Origin of the sequence: Halomonas sp. SSL-5, assembly GCF_030708455.1 — a bacterium.
In the GTDB taxonomy this organism is placed as follows: domain Bacteria; phylum Pseudomonadota; class Gammaproteobacteria; order Pseudomonadales; family Halomonadaceae; genus Halomonas.
Window position 1 is genome coordinate 180,694 of the sequence record NZ_JAUYWF010000003.1, and the last position, 24,615, is coordinate 205,308.

Annotated in this window: 19 protein-coding genes; 10 read left to right on the top strand and 9 right to left on the bottom strand. The window is 68.5% G+C overall.

What is annotated here, in order from left to right:
- Positions 1 to 85: 85 nt before the first annotated feature.
- Together RAN53_RS04465 and RAN53_RS04470 are read right to left on the bottom strand one after the other, a co-directional pair.
- Positions 86 to 1,885 carry a peptidoglycan DD-metalloendopeptidase family protein gene (locus tag RAN53_RS04465; RefSeq protein WP_305795612.1) on the bottom strand — a complete coding sequence of 600 codons (1,800 nt, stop codon included), beginning with the start codon at positions 1,883 to 1,885 and terminating at the stop codon, positions 86 to 88.
- Positions 1,886 to 2,109: 224 nt separating this feature from the next.
- Positions 2,110 to 2,979 carry a pirin family protein gene (locus RAN53_RS04470; RefSeq protein ID WP_305795613.1) on the bottom strand — a complete coding sequence of 290 codons (870 nt, stop codon included), beginning with the start codon at positions 2,977 to 2,979 and terminating at the stop codon, positions 2,110 to 2,112.
- 102 nt (positions 2,980 to 3,081) lie between these two features.
- Between RAN53_RS04470 and RAN53_RS04475 the strand changes: the two genes are divergently transcribed.
- The 5 genes from RAN53_RS04475 (at position 3,082) to msrB (ending at position 8,659) form a co-directional block, all read left to right on the top strand.
- Positions 3,082 to 3,996: a LysR family transcriptional regulator gene (locus RAN53_RS04475; RefSeq protein WP_305795614.1), complete on the top strand. Its 915-nt coding sequence runs from the start codon at positions 3,082 to 3,084 to the stop codon at positions 3,994 to 3,996.
- Between the two features lie 100 nt (positions 3,997 to 4,096).
- Positions 4,097 to 5,104 carry a glutathione S-transferase family protein gene (locus RAN53_RS04480; protein ID WP_305795615.1) on the top strand — a complete coding sequence of 336 codons (1,008 nt, stop codon included), beginning with the start codon at positions 4,097 to 4,099 and terminating at the stop codon, positions 5,102 to 5,104.
- Between the two features lie 243 nt (positions 5,105 to 5,347).
- Entirely contained in the window at positions 5,348 to 6,223 is an 876-nt protein-coding gene (gene hslO / locus RAN53_RS04485) for an Hsp33 family molecular chaperone HslO (RefSeq protein WP_305795616.1), read from the top strand.
- A gap of 284 nt (positions 6,224 to 6,507) precedes the next feature.
- Positions 6,508 to 8,061: a phosphoenolpyruvate carboxykinase gene (locus tag RAN53_RS04490; RefSeq protein ID WP_305795617.1), complete on the top strand. Its 1,554-nt coding sequence runs from the start codon at positions 6,508 to 6,510 to the stop codon at positions 8,059 to 8,061.
- A gap of 100 nt (positions 8,062 to 8,161) precedes the next feature.
- Positions 8,162 to 8,659, top strand: a complete 498-nt coding sequence (msrB, locus tag RAN53_RS04495) for a peptide-methionine (R)-S-oxide reductase MsrB (RefSeq protein WP_305795618.1) — start codon at positions 8,162 to 8,164, stop codon at positions 8,657 to 8,659.
- Between the two features lie 82 nt (positions 8,660 to 8,741).
- Here the strand turns inward: msrB and RAN53_RS04500 are convergent, their stop codons facing one another.
- The gene (locus RAN53_RS04500; RefSeq protein WP_305795619.1) at positions 8,742 to 10,451 is read right to left on the bottom strand and encodes an AMP-binding protein; all 1,710 of its coding nucleotides are present in this window, start codon (positions 10,449 to 10,451) and stop codon (positions 8,742 to 8,744) included.
- A gap of 215 nt (positions 10,452 to 10,666) precedes the next feature.
- On the opposite strand from RAN53_RS04500, the gene RAN53_RS04505 reads away from it, so the two are divergent.
- The 4 genes from RAN53_RS04505 to RAN53_RS04520 all read left to right on the top strand — a co-directional run bounded on the left by RAN53_RS04505 (position 10,667) and on the right by RAN53_RS04520 (position 16,160).
- Entirely contained in the window at positions 10,667 to 13,057 is a 2,391-nt protein-coding gene (locus RAN53_RS04505; RefSeq protein ID WP_305795620.1) for a Tex family protein, read from the top strand.
- A gap of 97 nt (positions 13,058 to 13,154) precedes the next feature.
- The gene (gshA, locus tag RAN53_RS04510; RefSeq protein ID WP_414842958.1) at positions 13,155 to 14,765 is read left to right on the top strand and encodes a glutamate--cysteine ligase; all 1,611 of its coding nucleotides are present in this window, start codon (positions 13,155 to 13,157) and stop codon (positions 14,763 to 14,765) included.
- Complete coding sequence (locus RAN53_RS04515; RefSeq protein ID WP_414842959.1) at positions 14,762 to 15,274, top strand: disulfide bond formation protein B; 513 nt, start codon at positions 14,762 to 14,764, stop codon at positions 15,272 to 15,274. The genes gshA and RAN53_RS04515 overlap by 4 nt, the downstream gene beginning before the upstream one ends.
- Positions 15,275 to 15,293: 19 nt before the next feature.
- Positions 15,294 to 16,160 (top strand): alpha/beta hydrolase, encoded by an 867-nt coding sequence (locus tag RAN53_RS04520; RefSeq protein ID WP_305795621.1) that lies wholly within the window; start codon positions 15,294 to 15,296, stop codon positions 16,158 to 16,160.
- Here RAN53_RS04520 and RAN53_RS04525 read toward each other — a convergent pair.
- The 5 genes from RAN53_RS04525 to RAN53_RS04545 form a co-directional block, all read right to left on the bottom strand.
- Entirely contained in the window at positions 16,145 to 16,825 is a 681-nt protein-coding gene (locus RAN53_RS04525; RefSeq protein ID WP_305795622.1) for an ABC transporter ATP-binding protein, read from the bottom strand. The genes RAN53_RS04520 and RAN53_RS04525 overlap by 16 nt on opposite strands.
- A 5-nt stretch (positions 16,826 to 16,830) precedes the next feature.
- The gene (locus tag RAN53_RS04530) at positions 16,831 to 17,574 is read right to left on the bottom strand and encodes an ABC transporter ATP-binding protein (RefSeq protein WP_305795623.1); all 744 of its coding nucleotides are present in this window, start codon (positions 17,572 to 17,574) and stop codon (positions 16,831 to 16,833) included.
- Positions 17,567 to 18,508 carry a branched-chain amino acid ABC transporter permease gene (locus RAN53_RS04535; RefSeq protein ID WP_305795761.1) on the bottom strand — a complete coding sequence of 314 codons (942 nt, stop codon included), beginning with the start codon at positions 18,506 to 18,508 and terminating at the stop codon, positions 17,567 to 17,569. Before RAN53_RS04535 ends, RAN53_RS04530 begins: the two co-directional genes overlap by 8 nt.
- A gap of 85 nt (positions 18,509 to 18,593) precedes the next feature.
- Entirely contained in the window at positions 18,594 to 19,514 is a 921-nt protein-coding gene (locus RAN53_RS04540; RefSeq protein WP_305795762.1) for a branched-chain amino acid ABC transporter permease, read from the bottom strand.
- A 12-nt stretch (positions 19,515 to 19,526) separates the two neighbouring features.
- Complete coding sequence (locus RAN53_RS04545) at positions 19,527 to 20,669, bottom strand: ABC transporter substrate-binding protein (RefSeq protein ID WP_305795624.1); 1,143 nt, start codon at positions 20,667 to 20,669, stop codon at positions 19,527 to 19,529.
- Positions 20,670 to 20,964: 295 nt separating this feature from the next.
- Between RAN53_RS04545 and rsd the strand changes: the two genes are divergently transcribed.
- Positions 20,965 to 21,468 carry a sigma D regulator gene (rsd, locus tag RAN53_RS04550; RefSeq protein ID WP_305795625.1) on the top strand — a complete coding sequence of 168 codons (504 nt, stop codon included), beginning with the start codon at positions 20,965 to 20,967 and terminating at the stop codon, positions 21,466 to 21,468.
- A gap of 75 nt (positions 21,469 to 21,543) precedes the next feature.
- Here rsd and RAN53_RS04555 read toward each other — a convergent pair whose 3' ends face one another.
- Positions 21,544 to 24,615 (bottom strand): efflux RND transporter permease subunit, encoded by a 3,072-nt coding sequence (locus RAN53_RS04555; protein WP_305795626.1) that lies wholly within the window; start codon positions 24,613 to 24,615, stop codon positions 21,544 to 21,546.

Here is a 24,615-nt window from a genome sequence, read left to right on the forward strand (position 1 = left end):
GCTCTCCGGGAGCGGGGGGGCAGAATCGAGGCGCCCCGCACGAAGGCGGGGCGCAGCGGAACAGCAGGGACGGCGCGAAGCGAGATCAGCCCTCGTCGGCCTCCTCGTCGGGATCACTCTCGCCGGTGCTGGCCACCACCGGCCCGACCTCGCCGGACTGCAGGGCGGCGAGCAGTGGCTCGGCCTCGCGCTGGAAGGCCACCAGGCGATCGCCCGCGAGGCTCTTGTTCTCCGGCAGCTTGACCTTCATGGCGTCGACCTGATTGTCGCTGACCAGCACCTCATAATGGAGGTGGGGTCCGGTGCTGCGGCCGGTGTTGCCGGAGAGCGCGATGCGCTGCCCCATGGTCACCCGCTCGCCGCGGCTCACCAGCGGCTTGGAGAGGTGCAGGTAGCGGGTGCGGTAGCCGTTGTCGTGGCGGATCACCACGTAGCGGCCCGCGGCGTAGTGGCTGCGCACCGACTCGACCACGCCGTCCGAGGGGGCAGTGACCGGCGTGCCGATCGGCATGGCGAAATCGGTGCCCTTGTGCGGGCTGATGCGCCCGGTCACCGGGTGCTTGCGGCGCGGGTTGAAGTTGGAGCTCAGCCGGTAGCGCCCCTCGAAGGGGTAGCGATTGAAGGCGGGGTCGAGGCTCTCGCCCTCCGGCGTGTAGAAGTTGTTGTCGGCGCTGTTGCGCACCAGGGTCAGCGCGGTGCGCTCGCCCTCGTACTGAACCGCCAGGATGCGCGGATCGAAGCTCTCGCCGTCGATCACGTCGGACTCGACCAGCACCTGAAAACGATCGCCGCGACGGGTGTCGCGGCGGAAGTCGAGTTTCTTGCCCAGCACGTGGGTCAGGCGCGAGACCTCGGTGCTGGAGAGGCCGGTGGCCTGGGCCGAGCGGGCGAAGCTGCCGCTGACGGTGCCGGCGAACAGGCGCTGGGCGGCCTCGCCGGTGCGCTCGATGCTGGCCACCTCGAAGCCGTTATCGCCGCGCTCGGCCACGAAGCCGCTGCGGGCGTCGCGCATCATGCGCAGGGTCAGCAGCTTGCCATCCTCGTCCAGCTGGTAGTCGAGGCGACTGCCGACCTGCCAGCGTTCGAGCAGGTTCCGGTCGGGCAGCTGCTCCAGCAGTGCCAATGCCTCGCTATAGCCCAGTCCCAGGTGCTCCTGAGCCGTGCGCGTAAAGGCGTCGCCTGGCGCGACGGTGTAGGTCTCCCACTCCGGGATATAGGGCTCCCGCGCGGCGATTTCCCGCTCGAGAAGCACCGGGACGTCGTCGAGTATGCTTAGCTCGCCCTCGGGAATCTCCTCGTAGGAAGTGGCGTCGGCCACCAGGCTGCCATCGTGGTCGAGCATGCCGCTGCCGATGGTGCCGATCATCGTGGCGATATGCAGGGCACCGCGATCCAGCCCGCCGGCGTCTCGAGCCGCGATCTCGCTGGCGATTCGCACCGCCTGCTCGTCCAGGGTGCCGCCGGTCGATACCTTGGCCATCATCAGGGGCCTGTCGCCACCCGGCGAGGCGTCCTCGGCGGGGCGGGCCAGCAGCGGAGGGGTGGTGCCTGCGCCGGCGGCGCCGGCCTCATCGATCAGTTCGAGGTCGACCACCTCGCTGACCTTCAGCTGGGTGATGGGCACACGCTGTCGCGTGGCATCCAGGGCCTGGTTGGCCAGTTCGATGGCGTCACCCACGGGACCGCGCTGAAGGCTCAGCGAGGGCAGGCGGGAGGTGGCGTCGGCGTCGAGGGGAATGACGACGGTTTCCAGCGACCGGGAGTCGCGCTGGACATCCTGGTAGGTGGTGAAGATCTTCTGTGCGCCCAGCACGGTGACCATGGTGGCGACCGGTAACAGCAATAACTTGTGCGTGCGGGGCAGCGAATGGAGGACTCGCAGCATGGATAAAGGCCAGTGAATATAGATAAAGGTAGAAAAAGGCCTCTGAACCATAACCCATGATGGGGGTGCTGCCTAGGCTGTACGCATGCACAGTTGTGCCGCCCCGGGCGGCCATGGTGGCCGTGCCGCGGGTGGCAGAGGGGGAGGTGAACGCTGTTTTCTAAGTATCCATTGGAACGAAGTCGGCCGGGGATTGCAACCCCCGGTCGACCTCCGGGCGGTGCTCAGGCCGTACCGTCGGCGAAGCTGCCGTCGCGATAGTCGCGCAGCGCCTGTTCCAGCTCGTGCTGGTGGTTCATCACGAAGGGCCCGTAGTGGGCGATGGGCTCGCCGTGGGGAGTGCCCGCCAGCAGCAGCGCCTCGGCGCCCTCGGCACTGGAGAGCGCGAGGCGGTTGCCCGAGCCCAGTCGCGCCAGCTGGCCGGCCGGTACCCGGGTCTCGCCGATGTCGAGCTCGCCCGCGAACACATAGACCAGCAGGGTCGGGGCATCGACCCGCAGGGTCAGCTCGCTCCCCGCCCCCAGGCGGGCATGGGCCACGCCAGCCTGGCCGGCCAGGGCATCCAGCGGCCCTTCGACGCTCTCGCCGTCGTCGCGTTGCCAGCGTCCGCCCAGGGCCGTCAGCTCGCTGCCCCTGGCGTTGGCAGCCAGGTCGCCCAGCCGTGGCATCTCGGCGTCGCGCACGTCGCGATAGGCGGGGGCGCTCATCTTCTCGCTGGCGGCCAGGTTGATCCACAGTTGGAAGGCCTGCAGGCCTTGGCTGTCGGTGAGTGGCATCTCAGAGTGGATGATGCCGCGGCCGGTGTGCATCCACTGGGCATCGCCGGAGCGGATGGTGCTGGAGTGTCCCAGGTGGTCCTCATGGGTCAGCCCGCCGTGGACCACATAGGTCAGGGTCTGCATGCCGCGGTGAGGGTGCGGCGGGAAGCCCCCGATATAGTCGTCGGCTCGCTCGGAGCCCAGCTCATCGAGCATCAGGAAGGGATCCAGGCCGCCGCCGAAGTCGTGGATGCGGCGAATCTTGACGCCGTCACCGTCCTGGCTGGGGCGGCTCGGCTGCAGCTGCTGGACCCGGCGGAGTTGTGGGGAGCTCATGGTGATTGCCTCGTGGGATAGTGGTGCCATGGCTGGTATTTTAGGTCGGTTTTTTCGAAACTTAAGCGCATAGTTTCGCTTTGTTCATTCGAGGAGTTCGAAATGTCCCGTGTCACCCTGACCCAGTGGCAGATGCTGGCGGCGGTCGTCGATCACGGTGGTTTCGCGCGTGCCGCCGAGGCGATCCACAAGAGTCCCTCCACCCTCAACCACGCGGTCCACAAGCTGGAGGAGCAGCTGGGCGTGCGTGTCCTGGAGCCGGCAGGCCGCCAGGTGCGCCTGACCGAGGCGGGTGAGCTTCTGCTGAGACGCGCGCGTCAGCTGATCGAGAGCGCGGCGGCCCTGGAGGAGGTGGCCGGCAGCCTCGCCGAGGGGCTCGAGGCCGAGGTGGTGCTGGCGGTGGATCAGGTATTCCCCCCCGATGCCCTGGCCCGGGCACTGGCCACCTTCTCCGCGGCCTACCCCCATGTGCGCGTGCAGCTCCACGAGACGGTGCTCAACGGCGGCATCGAGATGCTCTATGACGCCAGCACCGACCTGGTGATCTCGGGGCTCTCGGCCCAGGGGTTCCTGGGCGAGCCGCTGGCCACCGTGCGCTTCGTGGCGGTCGCCCATCCGCACCACCCCTTGCATCGGCTGGGTCGGCCGCTGGACCTGCGCGACCTGGTGCAGCACCGCCAGCTGGTGGTGCGTGACTCGGCGTTGCGTCAATCCATGGATGCGGGCTGGCTCAAGGCCGAGCAGCGCTGGACCCTGAGCCACCTGGAGACCTCCATCGATATGCTGGAGCGCGGCCTCGGCTTCGCCTGGCTGCCGGAGACGCGAATTCGCCAGGCACTCGATGCCGGGCGCCTCCGGCCGCTGCCGCTCACCGCCGGCGGGATCCGCGAGATCCCCGTGCAGCTGATCCATCGTGATCAGGACCGCGCCGGGCCGGCGACCCGTTTCCTGGCCGAGGCCCTGACCATGGAGGCGCAGCGCGGCACGGGCGAGGATGAATTCGACGCTATCGAATGAAAGCGCCCAGAATATGCGCTGAAGCGTCGATTGTTTCGCACTAAGCTAGGGGCATACTGTTCAAAAGGCGGCGAAGGCCGCCACTCCGAGGAGGATCCCCATGGGCCTGTTGATCGATGGCAAGTGGCACGACCAGTGGTATGACACCGACAAGCACGGCGGCGAGTTCGTGCGCGAGTCCGCGCAGCTTCGCGACTGGGTCACCCACGACGGCGGCCCGGGCCCCGATGGCCAGCCGGGGCTGTCCGCCGAGGCGGGGCGCTACCACCTCTACGTCTCGCTGGCCTGCCCCTGGGCCCACCGCGTCATGATCCTGCGCCGGCTCAAGGGGCTGGATGACCTGATCGGCCTCTCCCACGTCAGCCCCCTGATGCTCGACCAGGGCTGGACCTATCATCAGGATGAGGGCTCGAGCGGTGACCCCATCAATGGCGTGGCCTACCACCGCGATCTCTACACCCTGACCGATCCGCACTACACCGGCCGGGTCACGGTGCCGGCGCTGTGGGACAAGCGGGAAGGGCGCATCGTCAACAACGAGTCGGCCGAGCTGTTGCGCATGCTCAACGGCGCCTTCGATGAGCTCACCGGCAATCGCCTCGATTTCTACCCCGAGGACCTGCGCGAGACCATCGAGGCGATCAACGCCGATGTCTATGACCACATCAACAACGGCGTCTACAAGTCGGGCTTCGCCACCGAGCAGGCGGTCTACGAGAAGCACGTGGTGGCGCTCTTCGAGGCGCTTGACCGCATGGAGGCACGCCTGGCGGAGCATCGCTACCTGGCCGGCGAGTGGCTCACCGAGGCCGATATCCGCCTGTTCACCACCCTGATTCGCTTCGATGCCGTCTACCACGGCCACTTCAAGTGCAACCTGCGGCGCATCGAGGACTACCCCAACCTCTCGAACTACCTGCGCGAGCTCTACCAGTGGCCGGGCGTGAAGGAGACCGTGGACTTCGACCATATCAAACGCCACTACTATTACAGCCACGACACCATCAATCCCACGCGGATCGTGCCCCACGGCCCCATCCTCGAGCTTTCGCGCCCCCACGACCGCGAGCGCCTGCCGGGGAAGGGAATTCGAACCAAGCACGCTTGATGAGAAGCGAAGGGCTATAGGAACCAAGGGGCGCTGGGGACAAGTCGTAGAGGAGGTCCTACGCCAGGGATGGCGTCGGTAGCGCCCAGGGAAGGGTTCACAGCGCCTCCTCGAAGGCTTGTCGCCAGATCAGCCCCGATCGACAAGCTATCTACAATAGCTTTGGTGAGAAGCGCCTGCCGCCGTCAAAGCTTTGAGCGTTTTGCTAGAATGCGCCCAACTTCACGTCCAGACACGAGACCCATGACCGACCAGATCCAGCGCTTCCTGTTCGACAACACCAATGTGCGCGGCGAGCTCGTCACCCTCGAGCAGGCCTACGCAGAGGTCCTCGACCGCCACGCCTATCCCCCCGCGGTGAATCACCTGCTGGGCGAGCTGCTCGCCGCGGTGGCCCTGCTCACCGACACCGTCAAGCTCGATGGCACCCTGAGCATCGAGGTGCGCGGCAACGGCGCCCTGGCCCTGCTGATGGCCGAGTCCAATCCCGGCGGCGAGCTGCGTGCCATCGCCCGCATGGCCGAGGACGCGGCGATCCCCGGCGAGGATGCCGGCTTCCGCGAACTGGTGGGCGAGGGGCAGATCATGATCACCCTGGACCCCCGCGAGGGGCACCGCTACCAGGGCATCGTCGCCCTGGATCGCGACAGCCTGGCCGACTGCCTGGCCGACTACTTCGCCCAGTCCGAGCAGCTGCCCACCCGGCTGTGGCTGGCCGCCGATGGTCAACGCGCCGGTGGCCTGCTGCTGCAGCGCATGCCCGATGAGTCGCAGAACCAGGACCTGGATGCCTGGGAGCGCTGCGTGCACCTGGCGGCTACCGTCAAGCAGGAGGAGCTGCTGGGCCTGGCTCCCGATGAGCTTCTCCATCGCCTCTACCACGAGGAGACGGTGCGCGTCTTCCCGCCCAAGGCGCTGCGTTTCGGCTGCACCTGCTCCCGGGAGCGCATCGCCGATGCCCTGGTGACGCTGGGTGCCGAGGAGCTGCGCGACGTACTGGCGGAGCAGGGCGGCATCGAGACCCAGTGCCACTTCTGCCACACCCGCTACGCCTTCTCCGTGGCGGAGGTCGAGGCGCTGCTCGCCGAGTCCAGCGAGCCGCCGCCCACCCTGCACTGACGACGAGGCAGGCGCCCCGGCATACGCCGGCGGCGCGCCCGTTGTGCGGTGCACACGAGGTTGAGTGGCGAATTCCGGGCATGTTGTAGAAAAACTACATGAATTTCGCCTAAAAATGGCGTTCCCCGCCCTCGTCCTTTTTGCCATAATGGCGCCGCTTTCAGGCGCGATCATGGTCCACAGGCGGTTAGCCGCAGGGCCCGATCGCCACGCTACCCCCGGCTTTTCGCGTCGCCGGCGACGCCAGGCACACGAGAGAATCGGCCCACGGCCCAGGAATCGACATGACCACACCCCAAGCTTCCCACGCCCACGTCAACCTCAGCAGCGCCGAACTGATCGAGCGGTCAGTGGCCAGCGGCGAAGGCCGCCTGGCGGCCAACGGCGCCCTGGTGGTGAGCACCGGCGTTCGCACCGGTCGCTCGCCCAAGGATCGCTTCATCGTCGACGAGCCGACCACCAGTGCGAAGATCGACTGGGGCAGCGTCAACCGTCCCTTCGATGCCGAGAAGTTCGCGGCCCTCTGGGCGCGGGTCGAGGACTACCTGTTCGGCAAGGAACACTATGTCTCCGAGCTGCATGTGGGCAGCGACCCGGCCTACTACCTGCCGGTGCGCGTACAGACCGAGACCGCCTGGCAGAACCTGTTCGGCCGCACCATGTTCGTGCGCCCGGAGGCCTACAACCCCTCCGCCAAGGAGGAGTGGACCATCCTCAACGCCGCCGGCTTCGAGTGTGATCCGGCCCGCGACGGCACCAATTCCGACGGCACCGTGATCATCAACTTCGCCGAGAAGAAGGTGCTGATCGCCGGCATGCGTTACGCCGGCGAGATGAAGAAGGCGATGTTCTCGGTACAGAACTTCCTGCTGCCCGGCGTCGACGTGCTGCCGATGCACTGCTCCGCCAACGTCGGCGAGGATGGCGAGACCTGCCTGTTCTTCGGCCTCTCCGGTACCGGCAAGACCACCCTCTCCGCCGACCAGGCGCGCTACCTGATCGGCGACGACGAGCACGCCTGGGGGCCGGGCACCGTCTTCAACATCGAGGGCGGCTGCTACGCCAAGTGCATCGATCTCTCCGAGAAGAACGAGCCGGTGATCTGGAACGCCATCAAGTTCGGCACCGTGCTGGAGAACGTGGTCCTCGACGACCGTCGCGAGCCCGACTACGCCGATGACAGCCTGACCCAGAACTCGCGTGCCGCCTATCCGCTGGAGCACGTCGAGAAGCGCGTGCCCGAGAACCGCGCCGGCGAGCCCAACGCCATCGTCTTCCTGACCTGCGACATGTCCGGCGTGCTGCCCCCGGTCTCCGTGCTCTCCAAGGAGGCCGCGGCCTACCACTTCCTCTCCGGCTACACCGCCAAGGTGGGTTCCACCGAGATGGGCTCCTCGGAGGGCCTGTCCGCCACCTTCTCCACCTGCTTCGGCGCACCCTTCTTCCCGCGCCCGGCGCGTGAATACGCCGACCTGCTGATCAAGCGCGTGGCAGAGAAGGACGCTCAGGTCTATCTGGTCAACACCGGCTGGACCGGCGGCGCCTACGGCGAGGGCGGTGCACGCTTCTCCATCCCGACCACCCGCGCCATCATCAGCGCCATCCAGTCCGGCATGCTGCGCGAGGTCGAGACCCAGCGCCTCGACGGCCTCAACCTCGAGGTGCCCACCGCGGTGCCGGGGGTCGACTCCAGCCTGCTCAACCCGCGCGAGACCTGGGAAGACAAGGATGCCTACGACCGTCAGCGCCAGGAGCTGGCCGCCAAGTTCGTCGACAACTTCAAGAAGTTCGAGGGCGTCAGCGACGAGATCGTCAAGGCGGGTCCCAGCCTGACCTGAACGGTTGCGGTGTCGAACCTCGGGGCGTGACCGGGGTCTGAACGGGGGAGCGGCTCGGCCGCTCCCCCGTTCTGCTGTTGGCCCCTGACGGAGAGGACCCATGCAACGACGCCACTTCCTCGGACTGGCCGGTGCCGGCGTATCAACGCTGCTGCTGCCGGGCCTGGCCACCGCCCGTCCCAAACCCGACCTGCAGCGCGCCCCGGGGCTCGAGACGCTGGAGCTCAGCGAGGCCGAATGGCGCGAGCGCCTCACCCCCGAACGGTTCGAGATCCTGCGCGAGGCGGGTACCGAGCCGGCTTTCTCCAGCCCACTGGACAAGGAGACCCGCGCGGGCGAGTACCGCTGCGCCGGCTGCGACCTGGTGCTCTTCGAAAGCGCCATGAAGTACGATTCCGGCACTGGCTGGCCGAGCTTCTTCGACCACGTCGAGGGGCACCTGCTGACCAGCGTCGATTTCTTCCTGGTCTTCCCCCGCACCGAGTACCATTGCGCCCGCTGCGGCGGCCACCAGGGCCATGTCTTCGACGACGGACCCGCGCCTACTGGGCTTCGCTGGTGCAACAACGGCCTGGCGCTCACTTTCGTGCCAGCCTGACCCGATCGCGCCTGGCCGGGCTCGCCCTAGAAGCACGCCGTATCGCGCGATGCAGCGCGCTCCTGCGGGGCGAGAGGGGGGCTCACCCCTTGAGGTCGGGGAAATCCTCCTCCCGGAACTCCAGCTCGCCGCGCTCGTCGCCGGCCTTGTCGGCTTCGGCCTGGCGCAGCTCCACCCGGCGGATCTTGCCCGAGATGGTCTTGGGCAGGTCGGCGAACTCCAGGCGGCGAATGCGCTTGTAGGGCGCCAGCCGCTCCCGGGCGAAGGCGAGGATGTCCCGGGCGAGCTCGGCGCTGGGCTCATGGCCCGCGGCGGGAATGATATAGGCCTTGGGCACCGAGCTGCGCACCGGGTCGGGGCTGGGCACGATGGCCGCCTCGCCCACCGCGGGGTGCTCGATCAGCACGCTCTCGAGCTCGAAGGGGCTGATACGGTAGTCGGAGGCCTTGAACACATCGTCGGCCCGGCCCACGTAGGTGATATAGCCCTGGTCATCCACGCTGGCCACGTCGCCGGTGCGGTAGTAGCCCCCCTGCATGGCGGTCGCCGTGCGCTCCGGGTCGTTGGCATAGCCCACCATCAGGCCGGCGGGGCGCTCCTCGCCCAGGATCAGGGCGACCTCGCCCTCGCTTGCCGGCGTGTCCTCCGCATCCAGCATCACCACTCGGTAGCCTGGCAGCGGGCGCCCCATGGAGCCCGCCTTGAGCGGCTGGCCCGGGGAGTTGCCGATCTGGGCGGTGGTCTCGGTCTGGCCGAAGCCGTCGCGGATGGTGATGCCCCAGGCCCGGCGCACCTGCTCGATCACTTCGGGGTTTAGGGGCTCGCCGGCGGCCACCGCTTCGCGCAGGGCGACGCGGTGAGCGGCCAGGTCCTGCTGGATCAGCAGCCGCCAGACGGTGGGCGGCGCACACAGGGTGGTGATCGCGTAGTCCGTCAGCACCTTCAGCAGGGCGGCGGCGTCGAAGCGCACATAGTTGTAGAGGAAGACACAGGCGCCGGCGTTCCAGGGGGCGAAGAAGCAGCTCCAGGCGTGCTTGGCCCAGCCCGGCGAACTGATGTTGAGGTGGCGATCGCCCTTCTGCAGGCCGATCCAGTAGAGCGTGGAGAGGTGGCCCACCGGGTAGGACTGGTGGGTATGGGTGACCAGCTTGGGCTGGGAGGTGGTGCCCGAGGTGAAGTAGAGCAGCATGGGGTCGTCGGCGGGCGTCGGCCCGTCGGGGGTGAAGGCGTCGCTTTCGTCGTGGGAGTCGGCGAAGTCGTGCCAGCCCTCGGCGGTACCGCCCACGGCGATCCGCGTCAGGGCATCCTTTCGGCCGGAAAACTTCTCCAGGTGCTCATGGCCGATCACCAGGTGCCGGACCTGGCCGCGGGTGATGCGGTCCTCGAGGTCCTCCGGCGTCAGCAGGGTGGTGGCGGGAATGATCACCGCGCCGAGCTTGATGGCGGCCAGCATCACCTCCCACAGCGCTACCTCGTTGCCCAGCATCAGCAGCACCCGGTCGCCCCGGGCCACACCCAGGGAGCGCAGCCAGTTGGCGGCCTGGTTGGAACGCCGCGACATCTCGTCGAAGCTGAGTCGCGCCTCGCGGCCATCCTCCTCGACGATCCACAGCGCCGGGGCGTCGTTGTCCTTGGCCATGACGTCGAAGTAGTCCAGGGCCCAGTTGAACTCGCTGAACGTCGGCCAGCGGAAGTCACGATAGGCGGTGTCGTAGTCCTCGCGGTTCGCCTGCAGGAAGTCGCGGGCGGCGAGGAAGCGCTCCAGCGCCGGTGAGCTCGTCGGTGTGGGCATGTGCTGTCCCTTCTTGTTGTTGATGGTTGGCATAGAAGGTGGTGAGGCTAGGAACTCTAGACAGATTCGGGCTCGCCTGTCCAAGACCCGAGCAAGCGCTTGGACTAAAGTTGCCTGTCGCCGTCTGCCCCCAGCGGCGCCCGCCGTGCGTGGCTCGCCCCGGCGTTTGTGATACCTTGTCGCGATCGTTTTTCGAGCATCAGTGAAGGGGTTACATGGACGCCACCAGACGCATCATCACGCGCCTCGCCGAGGAGCTTTCCGTTCGTCCACAGCAGGTCTCGGCCACGCTGGAGCTGCTCGACGGCGGGGCGACGGTGCCCTTCATCGCCCGCTATCGCAAGGAGGTGACCGGCGGGCTCGACGACACCCAGCTGCGTCAGCTCCACGAACGCCTGGGCTACCTTCGCGAGTTGGAGGAGCGCCGCGCCACGGTGCTCGCCGCCATCGACGAGCAGGGCAAGCTCAGCGACGAGCTGGCCGGCCTGATCCAGGCCGCCGACACCAAGCAGCGCCTGGAAGACCTCTACCTGCCCTACAAGAAGAAGCGCCGCACCAAGGCCCAGATCGCCCGGGAGGCGGGCCTGGCGCCCCTGGCCGAGGCCCTGCTGGCCGACCCCGCCCTGGACCCGGAGGCCGAGGCGGCGAAGTATCTGCGTCCCGCGGAGGACGACATCCCCGCCGTCGAGGACGCCAAGGCGGCCCTGGACGGCGCCCGCCAGATCCTGATGGAGCGCTTTGCCGAGGATGCCGAGCTGGTGGGTCGACTGCGCGAGCGGCTGTGGAGCGAGGGTGAGCTCTCCGCCCGGGTGATTCCGGGCAAGGAGGCCGAGGGCGCCAAGTTCTCCGACTACTTCGAGCACGACGAGAAGCTCGCCAAGGCGCCGTCGCATCGCGCGCTCGCCATGTTCCGCGGCCGTAACGAGGGTGTGCTGACCCTGGCCATCCGGCTGCCCGGTGAGGAGGAGGCGCCGATTCATCCGGCCCAGGTGGCCATCGCCAAGCATTTCGATATTTTCAACGGGAGCGGCGATGCGGGCCGCGCCGCGGACAAGTGGCTGCGTGACGTGGTGCGCTGGACCTGGCGGGTCAAGCTCTATACCCATCTCGAGACCGAGCTGCTGGGCCACTTGCGCGAGCGCGCCGAGATCGAGGCCATCGAGGTGTTCGCCGCCAACCTCAAGGACCTGCTGCTGGCCGCCCCGGCGGGGCAGAAGGCCACGCTCGCCATCGACCCCGGCCTGCGTACCGGCTGCAAGGTCGCCGTGGTCGACGCCACCGGCCAGTTCCTGGCCCACACCACCATCTATCCCCACGCGCCGCGCAACGCCTGGGACGCCTCGCTGGCCGAGCTGGCCAGGCTGGTGAAGCAGCACGACGTGGCATTGATCGCCGTGGGCAACGGCACCGCCAGCCGCGAGACCGACCGCCTGGCCGGCGACCTGATCAAGGCCCTCGCGTCAGGTCCCGGGGCCGGCAAGCGCCCGCTCGCCAAGGTGATGGTCAGCGAGGCCGGTGCCTCGGTCTACTCGGCCTCCGAGTATGCCTCCCGGGAGCTGCCCGACCTCGATGTCACCATCCGCGGCGCGGTCTCCATCGCCCGTCGCCTGCAGGACCCGCTGGCCGAGCTGGTCAAGATCGAGCCCAAGTCCATCGGCGTCGGCCAGTACCAGCACGACGTCTCCCAGGTGCAGCTGTCGCGCAGCCTGGAGGCGGTGATCGAGGACTGCGTGAACGCCATCGGCGTCGACCTCAATACCGCGTCGAGCGCGCTGCTCTCCCGGGTGGCGGGCCTCTCGCCGGCACTCGCCGAGGCCATCGTCGCCCGGCGCAACGCCGAGGGCCCCTTCGCCAGCCGCCGGCAACTGCTCGATGTCAGCCGCCTGGGGCCCAAGACCTTCGAGCAGTGCGCCGGCTTCCTGCGCATCATGAACGGCGACAACCCGCTGGACGCCAGCGCCGTGCACCCCGAGGCCTACCCCCTGGTGGAGCGCATCGCGGAGAGGAGTGGCCGAGAGCTTTCCAGCCTGATCGGCGACAGCGCCACCCTCAAGGCGGTCAAGCCCGCCGAGTTCGCCGACGAGCGCTTCGGGGTGCCCACGATCACCGATATCCTGGTCGAGCTCGACAAGCCGGGCCGCGATCCGCGCCCCGAGTTCAAGGCCGCCGAGTTCCGCGAAGGGGTGGAGACCCTCAAGGACCTGGAGCCCGGCATGGTGCTCGAGGGCAGCGTCACCAACGTCACTCACTTCGGCGCCTTCGTGGATATCGGCGTCCACCAGGATGGCCTGGTGCATATCTCGGCGCTCTCCGACCGCTTCGTCGAGGACCCGCGCTCGGTGGTCAAGGCCGGCGATATCGTCAAGGTCAAGGTGATGAGCGTCGACCTCGAGCGTGCGCGCATCGGCCTCTCCATGCGCCTCGACGACCAGCCGGGCGAGGAGGGCGACAAGCCCCGGCGCCGACGTGAAGGAAATGGCAGCGAGCGCCAGCCCCGCGGCGGCAAGCCGCCACGCAAGGGCGCCGGGCGCGGCAACGACACCGGCCAGGGCGGACAGGTGGGCGCCCTGGGGGCGGCCCTGCTCAAGGCCAAGCAGAAAGGCTGATACAATCCGTCCTTTCACGGGCGCCGCCAGGGCGCCCGTCTCACGATCAGCGAGGCGCGCCGCCTCGGCGGCCGTTACCACCAGCAGGGGTGTTATCTTGTCCGACTCATTCGCTACCCTCATCGAGCGCCTGGAGGGCCCTGCCCGCCGGGGAGAGTTCAGCCGACTGCGTCGCGGCCTCGAGAAGGAGGGGCTGCGCGTCGACCACGAGGGACGCGTCGCACAGACGCTGCATCAGCATGCGCTGGGCTCCAAGCTGACCCATCCGCATATCACCACCGACTACTCCGAGGCGCTGCTGGAGTACATCACGCCGGTCACCTGTCGGCCCGCCGACGCCCTGGACTTCCTCGGCGACCTGCACCGCTTCAGCTATCGCTACCTGGGCGATGAGCTGATCTGGCCGGGCAGCATGCCGGCGCGCCTCAACGGCAACGACAGCATCCCCATCGCCGACTACGGCAGCTCCAACGTGGGCACCATGAAGCGGGTCTACCGGAAGGGCCTGGACATGCGTTACGGGCGCATCATGCAGGCCATCGCCGGGGTGCACTACAACGTCTCGCTCCCCGACGACCTGTGGACGCTGCTGCGTGATCTCGATGGCGACCAGGCCATGGCACTGAACGACTACCGCTCGGCGCGCTACTTCGGCCTGATCCGCAACTTCCGCCGCCACAGCTGGCTCTTGCTCTACCTGTTTGGCGCCTCGCCGGCCATCGACCGCAGCTTCCTGCCCGATGGCAGGATCCCCGACAAGCTCGAGGCCCACGGCGAGGAGACGCTGATCTCGCGTTACGCCACCAGCCTGCGCATGTCGGACCTGGGCTACCAGAACAAGGTGCAGGAGCAGCTCAAGATCTGCTTCAACTCGCTCTCCAACTACGTCAACACCCTGCGTCATGCCATCTCCACGCCGTGGCCGGCCTACGAGGCACTGGGCGTCAACGAGGACGGCGAGTGGCGCCAGCTCAACGCCAATATCCTGCAGATCGAGAACGAGTACTACAGCGATATCCGACCCAAGCGGGTGGCTCGCCACGACGAGACCCCCAGCCAGGCCCTGGAGGCCCGCGGTGTGGAGTACATCGAGGTGCGCTGCCTCGACCTCAACCCGCTGCTGACCCTGGGCGTGGACGAGCCCCAGATCCACTTCATCGATACCTTCGTGATGTGGTGCCTGCTGGCCGAGAGCCCGTGGATCCCCGATGCCGAGTGCGACACCCTCGATGACAACCGTCGCCTGGTGGTGGAGCGCGGCCGCGATCCCGAGCTGCGGCTGTGCCACGCCGGCACGCCGCGCAGCGTCGCCGACTGGGGCGGCGAGATCCTCGGCGATATGCGTCGGGTGGCCGAGCTTCTCGACCGCCTGGAGGAGGGCACGCCCCATGCCGATGCCGTGGCCGCCATGCTGCCGCGGCTGGAAGATCCCGCACTGACTCCCTCCGGACAGCTGCTGGCGCGCCTGCAGGAGCGTGGTGAGGAGTTGTCTGATGCCATGCTGGGCATCGCCCGGGAGCAGGCCGAACGGCTACGCCAGGAGCCGATGGACCCCGGTCGCGAAGGGATGTTCGACGAGCTGGTGGAGACCTCCCATCGACAGCAGGCGGAGATCGAGGCCGCCGATCGCGTCTCCTTCGCCGAGTTCCTGAGCGACTACTTCGCCCGTGCCCGGGAATCCCGTGTCACCGATGGGGTCAGCCAGTGAGCGCCCTGGCCCGTCTCTCGGTGAGCCAGTGGAGCCTCGCCGGCCTGGCCTTCTGTGTACTGATGATGGCGGTGGCCCTGGGGCTCGAGCATCTCGTCGGCCTCGAGCCCTGCCCGCTGTGCATCTTCCAGCGGGTGGCGGTGATCGCCGCGGCGCTGGTGTTCGCCGTGGCGGCCTTCCATAACCCCGCCGGCCGCCTCGGCGCGGCACTCTACGGCGTGCTGGGCCTGGTCGCGGTGGGCGGCGGCATCGGCGTGGCGGGGCGCCACCTGTGGCTGCAGTCGCTGCCCGCCGACGAGGTCCCCAGCTGCGGCCCCGGCCTGGACTACATGCTGGACATCCTGCCGCTGCAGCAGGTGATCGACATGGTGCTCTCCGGCTCCGGGGAGTGCGCCGAGATCGACTTCCTGTTCCTGGGCATCACGCTGCCGGGCTGGACCCTGGTCGGCTTCATCGTGCTGGCCCTGGCGCCGCTGGGCCTGCTGCTCTCGGCCTTCCGCGAGCGCTGATCTGCCGGGGAAGATAGCCATGCTCTACCGCGACTTTGCCACCCAGGAGGCCATCGACCGCGCCTACGATCCCATGATCGGCCGCGACCCGGCGGCGCTGCTGGCCGACTGGCGCTCACGCAGCGACGCCGCCCGCGCCCGCCACCGCGTAAGCCTGGATATTCCCTACGGACCGACGCTCGCCGAGCGTCTCGACCTCTATCACGCCAAGGGTCGCAAGGAGGGCGAGGCCGCGCCGCTGCACCTCTTCTTCCACGGTGGCTACTGGCGCTCGCTGGGCCATCGCGAGTTCGGCTTCATCGTCGACGAGCTGGTGGCCGCCGGGATCTCGGTGGGGGTGGTCAACTATGCGCTCTGCCCGACGGTGCGCTTCGCCGAGATCGTGCGCCAGGCCCGCGCCGCCCTGGCCTGGGCCTATCGCCACGCCGCCGGGTTGGGCCGCGACCCGGCCAGCATCAGCGTCTCCGGCCACTCCGCCGGCGGGCATCTCGGCGCCATGCTGCTGGCCACCGACTGGGAAGGCGACTATGGCCTGCCGGCCGACCCGATCCGCGGGGCGCTCTGCGTCAGCGGGCTCTTTGATCTCGGCCCCTTTCCCTGGTCGTGGCTGCAGCCCAAGCTGCGGCTCGGCGGTCGCGACGTCGCCGAGTTCAGCCCGGCCTTCCTGCCCTGCCGAGTAGCGGCGAAAGTGAGCCTGGTGGCCGGCGGCGAGGAGTCCGGCGAGTTCGCCCGACAGATGATGGACTACGCCACCCACCTGAGCGAGCAGGGGATCGAGGTCGAGCAGGCCGTGCTGCCCGGCGACGACCACTTCTCGATCCTCGAGCACTATCTCGATAGTGGACGCCTGGCCAGGACCGTCATGGGGTTTCACACCCCCAGATAGCGGTCGCGCAGCGACTCGGTGAGCGCCTCGGCGGGACCCGCCCAGGCGCTGCGGCCCTTCTCCAGCAGCACACAGCGGTCGGCCAGCGGCAGCAGTTCCGAGAGCGTCTTGTCGACGATCAGGATCGCCTGGCCCTGGCCCTTGAGGCGGCGAATCGCCTGCCAGATCTCCTGGCGGATCACCGGTGCCAGCCCCTCGGTGGCCTCGTCGAGCACCAGCAGGCGCGGATTGGTCATCAGCGCTCGACCGATGGCCAGCATCTGCTGCTCGCCGCCGGAGAGGGTCGCCGCGGCCTGGCGCTCGCGCTCGCCCAGGCGCGGGAAGAGCGCCTCGACTCGCTGCAGGGTCCACTCGCCGGCGCGGGCGGCCACCAGCAGGTTCTCGCGCACCGTCAGGTTGGGGAAGCAGCGTCGCCCTTCCGGCACCAGGCCCAGCCCCAGGCGGGCGATGCGGTGGGGCGGCAGGCGGCGCAGCTCGCGGCCCGCGAAGGTGACGCGTCCGGCGTGGGGCGGCGTTAGCCCGAAGATCGAACGGATGGTGGTGGTCTTGCCCATGCCGTTGCGCCCCATCAGCGCCACCATCTGGCCCGCCTGGACCTCCAGGTCCACGCCAAACAGGGCCTGGGCGGGGCCGTAGCGGGTCTCGATGGCTTCCACCTTGAGCATGACGGTCACTCCCCCAGGTAGGCGTCGCGGACCCGCGGGTCGCGGCGGATGGTGTCGCCATCGCCATGGGCGATGATCCGGCCGGCGACCAGCACCGAGATGCGCTCGGCCAGCCGGAAGACCGCCTGCATGTCGTGCTCGATCAAGAGGATCGGCACCTCGCGCTTCAGCGACTCGAGCAGCTCGGTGAGGCGTGCCGAGCCCTCGGGGCCCAGGCCGGCCATGGGCTCGTCGAGGAGCAGGGCGCGAGGCTTCATCGCCAGGGCACAGGCCACCTCCAGCGCGCGGCGCTCGCCGTGAGAGAGCTCCGCCACCGGCGTCCAGGCGCGGCTGGCGAGCCCCATGCGCGCGAGTGCCGCCATGGCGGGCTCGATCAGCCGCGGGTCGCGCTCCGCCGGTTTCCAGAAGCGGAAGCTGTGGCCGGCCATGGCCTGGACGCCGATCATCACGTTGCGGATCACCGGCAGCGGCTCGGCCAGCGACGAGACCTGGAAGCTGCGGCCCAGTCCCCGTCGGGCGCGGGCGGCGACGCTCAGGCCGGTGATCTCCTCGCCGCCGAGCAGGATGCGCCCGGCGTCGGGACGCAGGCTGCCGGCGATCTGGGCGATCAGCGTCGACTTGCCGGCACCATTGGGGCCGATCAGGGCGTGGATCTCGCCGGGCCTCAGGGTCAGCGAGACATCGTCGGTTGCCGCCAGGGCGCCGAAGCGCTTGTGGAGCCCCTCCAGGGCGAGCATCGCCTCAGCCATGGGACTCCCTCCCCGCCAGCCAGCCCATCACGCCGTGGCGGGCGAACAGCACCACGCCGAGCAGCACAAGGCCCAGGAACAGCTGCCAGTACTCGGTCAGCCCGCCGAGCAGGGTCTCCATGCTGATATACAGCACGGCGCCGGCCAGGGGCCCGTAGAGGCGGCCCACCCCGCCCAGGATCACGATCACCATCAGCTCGCCGGACATGTGCCAGCTGAGCATGCTGGGGCTGACGAAGCCGTTGAGGTCGGCATACAGCGCCCCGGCCAGGCCGGTGATCATCGCCGAGATCACGAAGCTCACCAGGCGCACCGGGTAGGGGTTGATCCCGGCTGTGGCCAGGCGGGTATCGTTGAGTCGCGCCATGCTCAGGGCCGCGCCGAAGCGCGAGCCCATCAGCCGCGAGGTGAGCGCCATGGAAAGCACCAGGCCGGCGAAGCAGATCAGGAAGAAGGTCAGCGGGTCCTGGGTGTCGAGTCCCGGCAGGGTGTTGCGAAGATAGATCGGCAGGCCGTCCTGGCCGCCATAGGTGGGCCAGGAGTTGGCGAAGTAGTAGACCATCTGGGCGAAGGCCAGGGTGATCATGATGAAGTAGACCCCGCTGGTGCGCAGCGAGACGGCGCCGATCAGCAGCGCCAGCAGGCCGCAGGCCAGCATCGCCAGCGGCCACAGCACCAGCAGGTTGTCGCTGCCGGGCAGCATGCCCATGAAGGCGGTGGCGTCGAAGGCATGGTAGGCGCCGATGCCGGCCACATAGCCGCCCAGGCCGAAGTAGGCGGCGTGGCCGAAGCTGACCATGCCGCCGTAGCCCAGCGCCAGGTTGAGGCCTACCGCGGCCATGGCGATCAGCGTCAGCCGCGAGGCCAGCGTCACGTAGTAGGGGTGCCCCAGCAAGTCGGCGGCCACCGGCAGCGCCAGCAGCAGGGCGAGCATGACGAGCTGCACCGTGCCCCGGCGGCCGAGGCGGCGCGGTGGGCGGGTAGGCAGGGCTTCGGGCGCGGTATCGGAAGGCGTCTGGTCAGTCATTGACGGCGAACAGTCCCTTGGGCTTGAAGGCGAGTATCACGGCCATGAGGATGTAGATCAGCATCGAGGCCAGGGCGGCGCCGACATCGGTGGCCTCCGCGGGGGGCAGCACGGCGCGGAAGGCGAGCGGCAGGAAGACCCGGCCCAGGGTGTCCACCACGCCCACCAGCAGGGCGCCGAACAGCGCCCCCTTGATGGAGCCGATGCCGCCGATGACGATCACCACGAAGGCCAGGATCAGCACCGGCTCGCCCATGCCTACCTGCACCGACTGCAGCGCGCCGACCATGGCCCCGGCCAGGCCGGCCAGCCCCGCCCCCAGCGCGAACACCGCGGTGTAGAGACGCGAGATATCGATGCCGAGGGCCCCGATCATCTCGCGGTCGCTCTCCCCGGCGCGCACGCGCATGCCCAGCCGGGTCCGCGAGATCAGCAGGTAGAGGCCCACGGCCACGCTGATGCCCACGCCGATGATCACCAGCCGGTAGAGCGGGTAGCGGGCGTCGCCCGGCAGGGTGACGTAGCCCGATAGCCACGCCGGGATGTTCAGCCACAGCGGCGAGGCGCCAAACAGCCAGCGGGTGCCCTCGGAGAAGATCAGGATCAGCGCGAAGGTGGCCAGCACCTGGTCCAGGTGCGAGCGATGGTAGAGGCGACGGATCACCACCAGTTCGACCACGGCACCCACCACGGCGGCACCCAGCAGGCCGGCCGTGAGGCCGAGCAGGAAGGAGCCGCTGGCGGCGGTCACCGCGGCGGTGAGGTAGGCCCCCACCATGTAGAAGGAGCCGTGAGCCAGGTTGATCAGCCCCATGACCCCGAACACCAGGGTCAAGCCGCTGGCCATCAGGAACAGCATGGTACCCAGCTGCAGGCCGTTGATCAGTTGTTCGAGAAGCAGGGTGGCTGACACGTCAGGCATCCGTCACATCTTGCAGTCGACGTGGTAGACGTCCTGGATATCCTCCACCGCGATGCCCAGCAGGCGGTTGGTGGGTTCGCCGTCCTCGCCTGCGACCACCTCGCGGATATAGATGTCCTGGATGGGGTGCTGGTTGGGGCCGAAGTGGAACTCGCCGCGCACCGAATCGAAGTCCGCCTCGCGCAGCGCCTCGCGGAAGGCGTCCTGGTCATCGGGGTGGGCCTTCTCCAGGGCGGACAGGATCAGGTTGGCGGTGTCGAAGCCCTGGGCGGCATACAGGGTCGGCATGCGGCCATAGGCCTCTCGGAAGCTCTCGACGAAGGCGTGGTTGGTGGCGTTGTCGAGGTCGTAGGCCCACAGCGAGGTGTTGCGGGCGCCGATGGCGGCCTCGCCCACCGCCTTGATCAGTATCTCGTCGAAGGAGAAGGCGGCGCCGAACACCGGCATCTCCACGCCCGCGTTCTGCCACTGCTTCATGAAGGAGATGCCCATGCCGCCGGGCAGGAAGAAGAACAGGCTGTCGGCATCGCTGGCGCGGATCTGGGCGATCTCGGCGGCGTAGTCGGTCTGGCCCATCTGGGTGTAGAGCTCGTCTGCCACCTCGCCCTCGAAGAGGTGCTTGAAGCCGGCCAGGGCGTCGGTGCCCGCCGGGTAGTTGGGGGCCATGATGATGGGGTTCTGGTAGCCCTGCTCGCGCATCCAGGCACCCATGGCACCGTGCAGGTTGTCGTTCTGGTAGGCGACGTTGAAGTAGTTCTCGTGACACATGCGACCGGCGAGGTCCGAGGGCCCGGCGTTGGGGGAGAGGTAGAAGGTGCCTTGGCGCACCACCGAGGGCACCACGGCCATGGCCAGGTTTGACCAGATGATGCCGGTCATGATGTCCACGTTGTCGCGCTGCATGAACTCGTTGGCCAGGTTGCGCGCCAGGTCGGGCTTGCGGGCGTCGTCCTGAACCAGCACCTCGACATCGTCGCGACCCGACTGCTCGATGGCCAGCAGGAAGGCGTCGCGCACGTCGACGCCCAGGTGGGAGCCGCCCCCGGACAGGGTGGTGATCATGCCGATCTTGACCTCTTCGGCGTGGGCGGTGGCAAGGCCGGTGGCGAGCAGCAGGCCGAGACCCAGGCGAGCAAGCTGTTTCATGGAGAACCTCTGGGGTGTTTTGGCGTTGTTGGGCAGTGGTCTGGTGTTATTGAGCAGTGGTTTGGTGTTGTTCGTGAGGGCATAGACTACCAAGGAAATGCCGGCGCCAGGCAATCGAAAAGGCCGCAATGGTCCTCTTGACGACGCGGGCTATCCACGTTCGCCGCCGCAGGCCTCGTTCGCGATCGCAGGATTGACAGCCCACCCCGGTAGCGCGACTCTGGTGCTGAGCCGGCCGGGCCCTGGATGCCCTCGGCACCACTGAGCTTGCTCCACCACACGAAGGGAGTCCCCCATGCTGGAAGACTGCAAGAGCGCCCTGGAGCGCTGGGGCGGCGTACACAAGCTGATCGATCGTTGGCTGGATGAGCGCCGCGAGTTGCTGGTCAACTTCGTCGAGCTCAAGGAGGCCTGCGATGCCGAGCTGGAAGCGGTGACCAAGGAGCGCATCGACGGCTTCAGCGAACTGCTGATGGATTACATCAGCGCCGGCCACTTCGAGGTCTACCCCCAGCTGCGCGAGGAGGCCCGCGCCTTCGAGGACGACTCGGCGCTGACCCTGGCCGACCGTCTGCTGGAGCGCCTGGAGATGTCCACCGAACTGGTGCTCGACTTCGATGCCGAGTACGCCAGCCCCGGCCGCGTGCGCCAGCATCTCGGCCGCCTGCCCGCCTGGCTTGAGCGCCTGGCCCACGGCCTCACCGAGCGCTTCTCGCTCGAGGACGAGCTGATCGGGCGCATCCACGCCCGCCACGCGCCGGATGCGGCCCGGGCGGAAGCCGCCAGCCGTACCTCGTAGGAGCGCGATTGATCGCGCGATTACAGGGCCCAACGCCGCTGTATCGGCCTCCAGTCGCGAGACGCAGTCCCCCTCCTACTGCTTGGATTCAGGCTTTTTCCTGCGCGGCTCCAGCACCAGCATGCACGGCGTCAGCAGCAGCGTCAGGCCGGTGGCGAAGGTCAGGCCACCGGCGATGGCGCTGGAGAGCTGGGTCCACCACTGGGTGGAGGGAGCGCCGATCCCCAGGCTGGGGGCGAGCAGGTCGACGTTGATCCCCAGCACCATGGGCGTGAGGCCCAGCACCGTGGTCACCGCGGTGAGCAGCACCGGTCGCAGGCGCAGGCTGCCCGCCTCCAGGGCCGCCTCGAAGGGGGGGAGTCCCTCCCCGCGCAGTTCGTTGTAGGTATCGATCAGCACGATATTGTTGTTCACCACGATCCCCGCCAGGGCGATGATGCCCATCCCCACCATCACGATGCCGAAGGGCTGGGCGTTGGCCAGCAGCCCCAGCAGTACCCCCGCGGTGGAGAAGACGATCGCCGAGAGCACCAGTCCCGCCTGGTAGAAGCTGTTGAACTGGGTCACCAGGATCAGCGCCATCAGGCCGATGGCCACCATGAAGGCACCGGCCAGGAAGCGGCTCGCCTCCTGCTGGTCTTCCTGCTCGCCGGCCACGCTCAGCTGTACGCCCTCGGGGGGGGCGCCGGCGGCCTCGAGCAGGGCGCGCAGCCGCTCGTCGGCGCTGGCCTCGCCGGTCACGTCGGCCTCCAGGGTGATGGCGCGGCGGCCATCGATGCGGTGCAGGGTGCCCACCTTGGGCGCCGGCTCCACCGACACGAAGTGCGATAGCGGTACCTGCCCCCGGGAGGTGTTGAGGCTCAGTCGGCCCAGCTGGTCCAGGGTACGGTCGCCCTCGGGCAGGCGCACCCGGATATCCACCTCGTCGTCGACCCCCTCGGGTCGATAGCTGGCCACCTGGACGCCGGTGGTCAGCAGCTGCACCGCGCTGCCCACGCTGCTCACGTCGGTACCGAAGCGGGCCGCCGCCTCGCGGTCGACGATGATCCGCCACTCCACGCCGGGCAGGCTGCGGTTGTCCTCGATATCGCGGAAGCCCCCCAGCTCCTCCATCAGTTCGCGCAGCCGGTCCACCGCCTGGTCGGCGATCACTGGCGTCCGGCCACCGATCTCCAGCACGATCGGCTTGCCCTCGCCGGGGCCCATCTGCTGCTTGCGGAACTCCAGCGTGAGGCCGGGCAGGTCGGCGGTCCGGCGGCGCATCTCGTCGAAGATGGCGGCCAGCGGCCGACGCCGATGCCAGTCGATCATCTGGAACTGCAGCACGCCGATGACGTCGGCGCCGAGCTGCTCGTTGGGATTGGCGAAGGAGCGCGCATAGAGTGCCTCGACCTCGCTCATTCCGGCCAGTCTCGCCTCCACCCGGCGCACCATGGCGTCCTTCTCCTCGATGGAGAAGTCGCCGCGGGTGCGCACCATGACCTGGGCGCTGTCGGGCTCGACGCTGGGGAAGAACTCCACGCCGTGGTTGAAGCGCGCATAGGCGGTGTAGATCAGCGCCATCAGCAGCACCGCGAACAGCAGGGTCAGCGCCGGATGGGCGAGCAGACGCGCCAGCGCCCCGCGATAGAGTCGGCCGCCGGCCGAGGCGCCCACCGGCGCCGAGCTCGGCGAGGCCGCGCGGGCGCCGAATACGCTGCCCAGGGTGGGCAGGAAGACCAGCGCCATGGCCAGGGAGGCGAGCAGGCAGAGGATCACCGTGGCCGGCAGGTACTTCATGAACTCCCCCACCAGGCCCGGCCAGAACAGCAGCGGCACGAAGACCGCCAGGGTGGTGGCGGTGGAGGCGATCACCGGCCAGCTCATGCGGGTCGCCGCCTCCAGCCACGCCTGGCGCGGCGCCATGCCCTGGCGCAGGTGGCGGTCGGCCAGCTCGCTGACCACGATGGCGCCGTCCACCAGCATGCCGGCCACCAGGATCAGCGCGAACAGCACCACGATGTTGAGGGTGTAGCCCACCGCCCAGATCATCAGGATGCCGCTGAGGAAGGCGCCGGGGATGGTCAGCCCCACCATCAGGGCGCTGCGCACCCCCATGGCGGCCAGGATCACGATCAGCACCAGCACCACCGCGGTGACCACGTTGTTGAGCAGCTCCGAGAGCATGTCCTCGACGAACTCGGACTGATCGGTGATGGTGGTGATCGTAAGCCCCTCAGGAAGCAGCCCCCCGGCCTGCTCGAACAGCGCCTGGACCTGCTCCACGGTGGCGATGATGTTGGCCCCGGCACGCTTGGAGATCTCCAGCACCAGCGCCGGCTGGCCGTCGATTCGCGCATACCCCTCGGGGTCCTTGAAGGTGGGGCGGATGATCGCCACGTCGCCGAAGGTCACCACCCGGTCGCCGTCCACCTTCACCGGCATGGCCATCACGTCCTCCAGCGTCTCGATGACCCCGGGCACCTTCATGCCCAGCCGGCCGGCGCCGGTATCCAGGCTGCCGGCCGCCACCAGGCGGTTGTTGCGGCTGACCAGGTTGAACAGGGTGGCGAAGTCGATGCCATAGCTCGAAAGCACCAGTGGGTCGACCACGATCTCCAGCAGTTCCTCTCGGTCGCCGCCGATGTCCACCTCGAGCACCTCGGCGATGCCCTCGACCTCCTCCTTGATGCGCCGCGCGATGGCCACCCGCTGGCTCTCCTCCACGCTGCCGGAGAGGCCGATGGAGAGCACCGGGAATTCGCTGACGTTGACCTCCACGACGCGCGGCTCTTCGGCCTCGGAGGGCAGCTCCGCCCTGGCGATATCGACCTTCTCGCGCACGTCGGAGAGCGCCTGGTCGGCGTCGAAGCCGGCATCGAACTCCAGGGTGATGGAGGCGTGGCCCTCACTGGACTGGGAGGTCATCTTGCGCAGCCCCTCGATGCTGCGCAGCTCCTGCTCCATGGGGCGCACCAGCAGTCGCTCGCCGTCCTCGGGGCTGACCCCCTCCAGGCTCATGGCCACGTAGATCATGGGAATGGCGACGTCGGGGTTGGCCTCCTTGGGGATCGCCTGCCAGGCGCCCAGGCCCGCCAGCAGCAGGGCGGTCAGCAGCAGCAGGGTGGTGCGGGCGCGCGCTTGAGCGGCCGCGATCAGCTGGCGCAT

Excerpts from the sequence above, each read along its gene's own strand:
- RAN53_RS04535 (WP_305795761.1), bottom strand. The coding sequence starts at position 18,508 with ATGCTCGCCCTGCTGCTGGCGCTGCCGGTGGCCGCCGACTTGCTGGGG.
- RAN53_RS04475 (WP_305795614.1), top strand. The coding sequence starts at position 3,082 with ATGTCCCGTGTCACCCTGACCCAGTGGCAGATGCTGGCGGCGGTCGTC.
- RAN53_RS04500 (WP_305795619.1), bottom strand. The coding sequence starts at position 10,451 with ATGCCCACACCGACGAGCTCACCGGCGCTGGAGCGCTTCCTCGCCGCC.
- msrB (WP_305795618.1), top strand. The coding sequence starts at position 8,162 with ATGCAACGACGCCACTTCCTCGGACTGGCCGGTGCCGGCGTATCAACG.
- RAN53_RS04465 (WP_305795612.1), bottom strand. The coding sequence starts at position 1,885 with ATGCTGCGAGTCCTCCATTCGCTGCCCCGCACGCACAAGTTATTGCTG.
- RAN53_RS04520 (WP_305795621.1), top strand. The coding sequence starts at position 15,294 with ATGCTCTACCGCGACTTTGCCACCCAGGAGGCCATCGACCGCGCCTAC.
- hslO (WP_305795616.1), top strand. The coding sequence starts at position 5,348 with ATGACCGACCAGATCCAGCGCTTCCTGTTCGACAACACCAATGTGCGC.
- RAN53_RS04480 (WP_305795615.1), top strand. The coding sequence starts at position 4,097 with ATGGGCCTGTTGATCGATGGCAAGTGGCACGACCAGTGGTATGACACC.
- RAN53_RS04505 (WP_305795620.1), top strand. The coding sequence starts at position 10,667 with ATGGACGCCACCAGACGCATCATCACGCGCCTCGCCGAGGAGCTTTCC.
- RAN53_RS04545 (WP_305795624.1), bottom strand. The coding sequence starts at position 20,669 with ATGAAACAGCTTGCTCGCCTGGGTCTCGGCCTGCTGCTCGCCACCGGC.
- RAN53_RS04525 (WP_305795622.1), bottom strand. The coding sequence starts at position 16,825 with ATGCTCAAGGTGGAAGCCATCGAGACCCGCTACGGCCCCGCCCAGGCC.
- rsd (WP_305795625.1), top strand. The coding sequence starts at position 20,965 with ATGCTGGAAGACTGCAAGAGCGCCCTGGAGCGCTGGGGCGGCGTACAC.
- RAN53_RS04530 (WP_305795623.1), bottom strand. The coding sequence starts at position 17,574 with ATGGCTGAGGCGATGCTCGCCCTGGAGGGGCTCCACAAGCGCTTCGGC.
- RAN53_RS04555 (WP_305795626.1), bottom strand. The coding sequence starts at position 24,615 with ATGCGCCAGCTGATCGCGGCCGCTCAAGCGCGCGCCCGCACCACCCTG.
- RAN53_RS04470 (WP_305795613.1), bottom strand. The coding sequence starts at position 2,979 with ATGAGCTCCCCACAACTCCGCCGGGTCCAGCAGCTGCAGCCGAGCCGC.
- RAN53_RS04490 (WP_305795617.1), top strand. The coding sequence starts at position 6,508 with ATGACCACACCCCAAGCTTCCCACGCCCACGTCAACCTCAGCAGCGCC.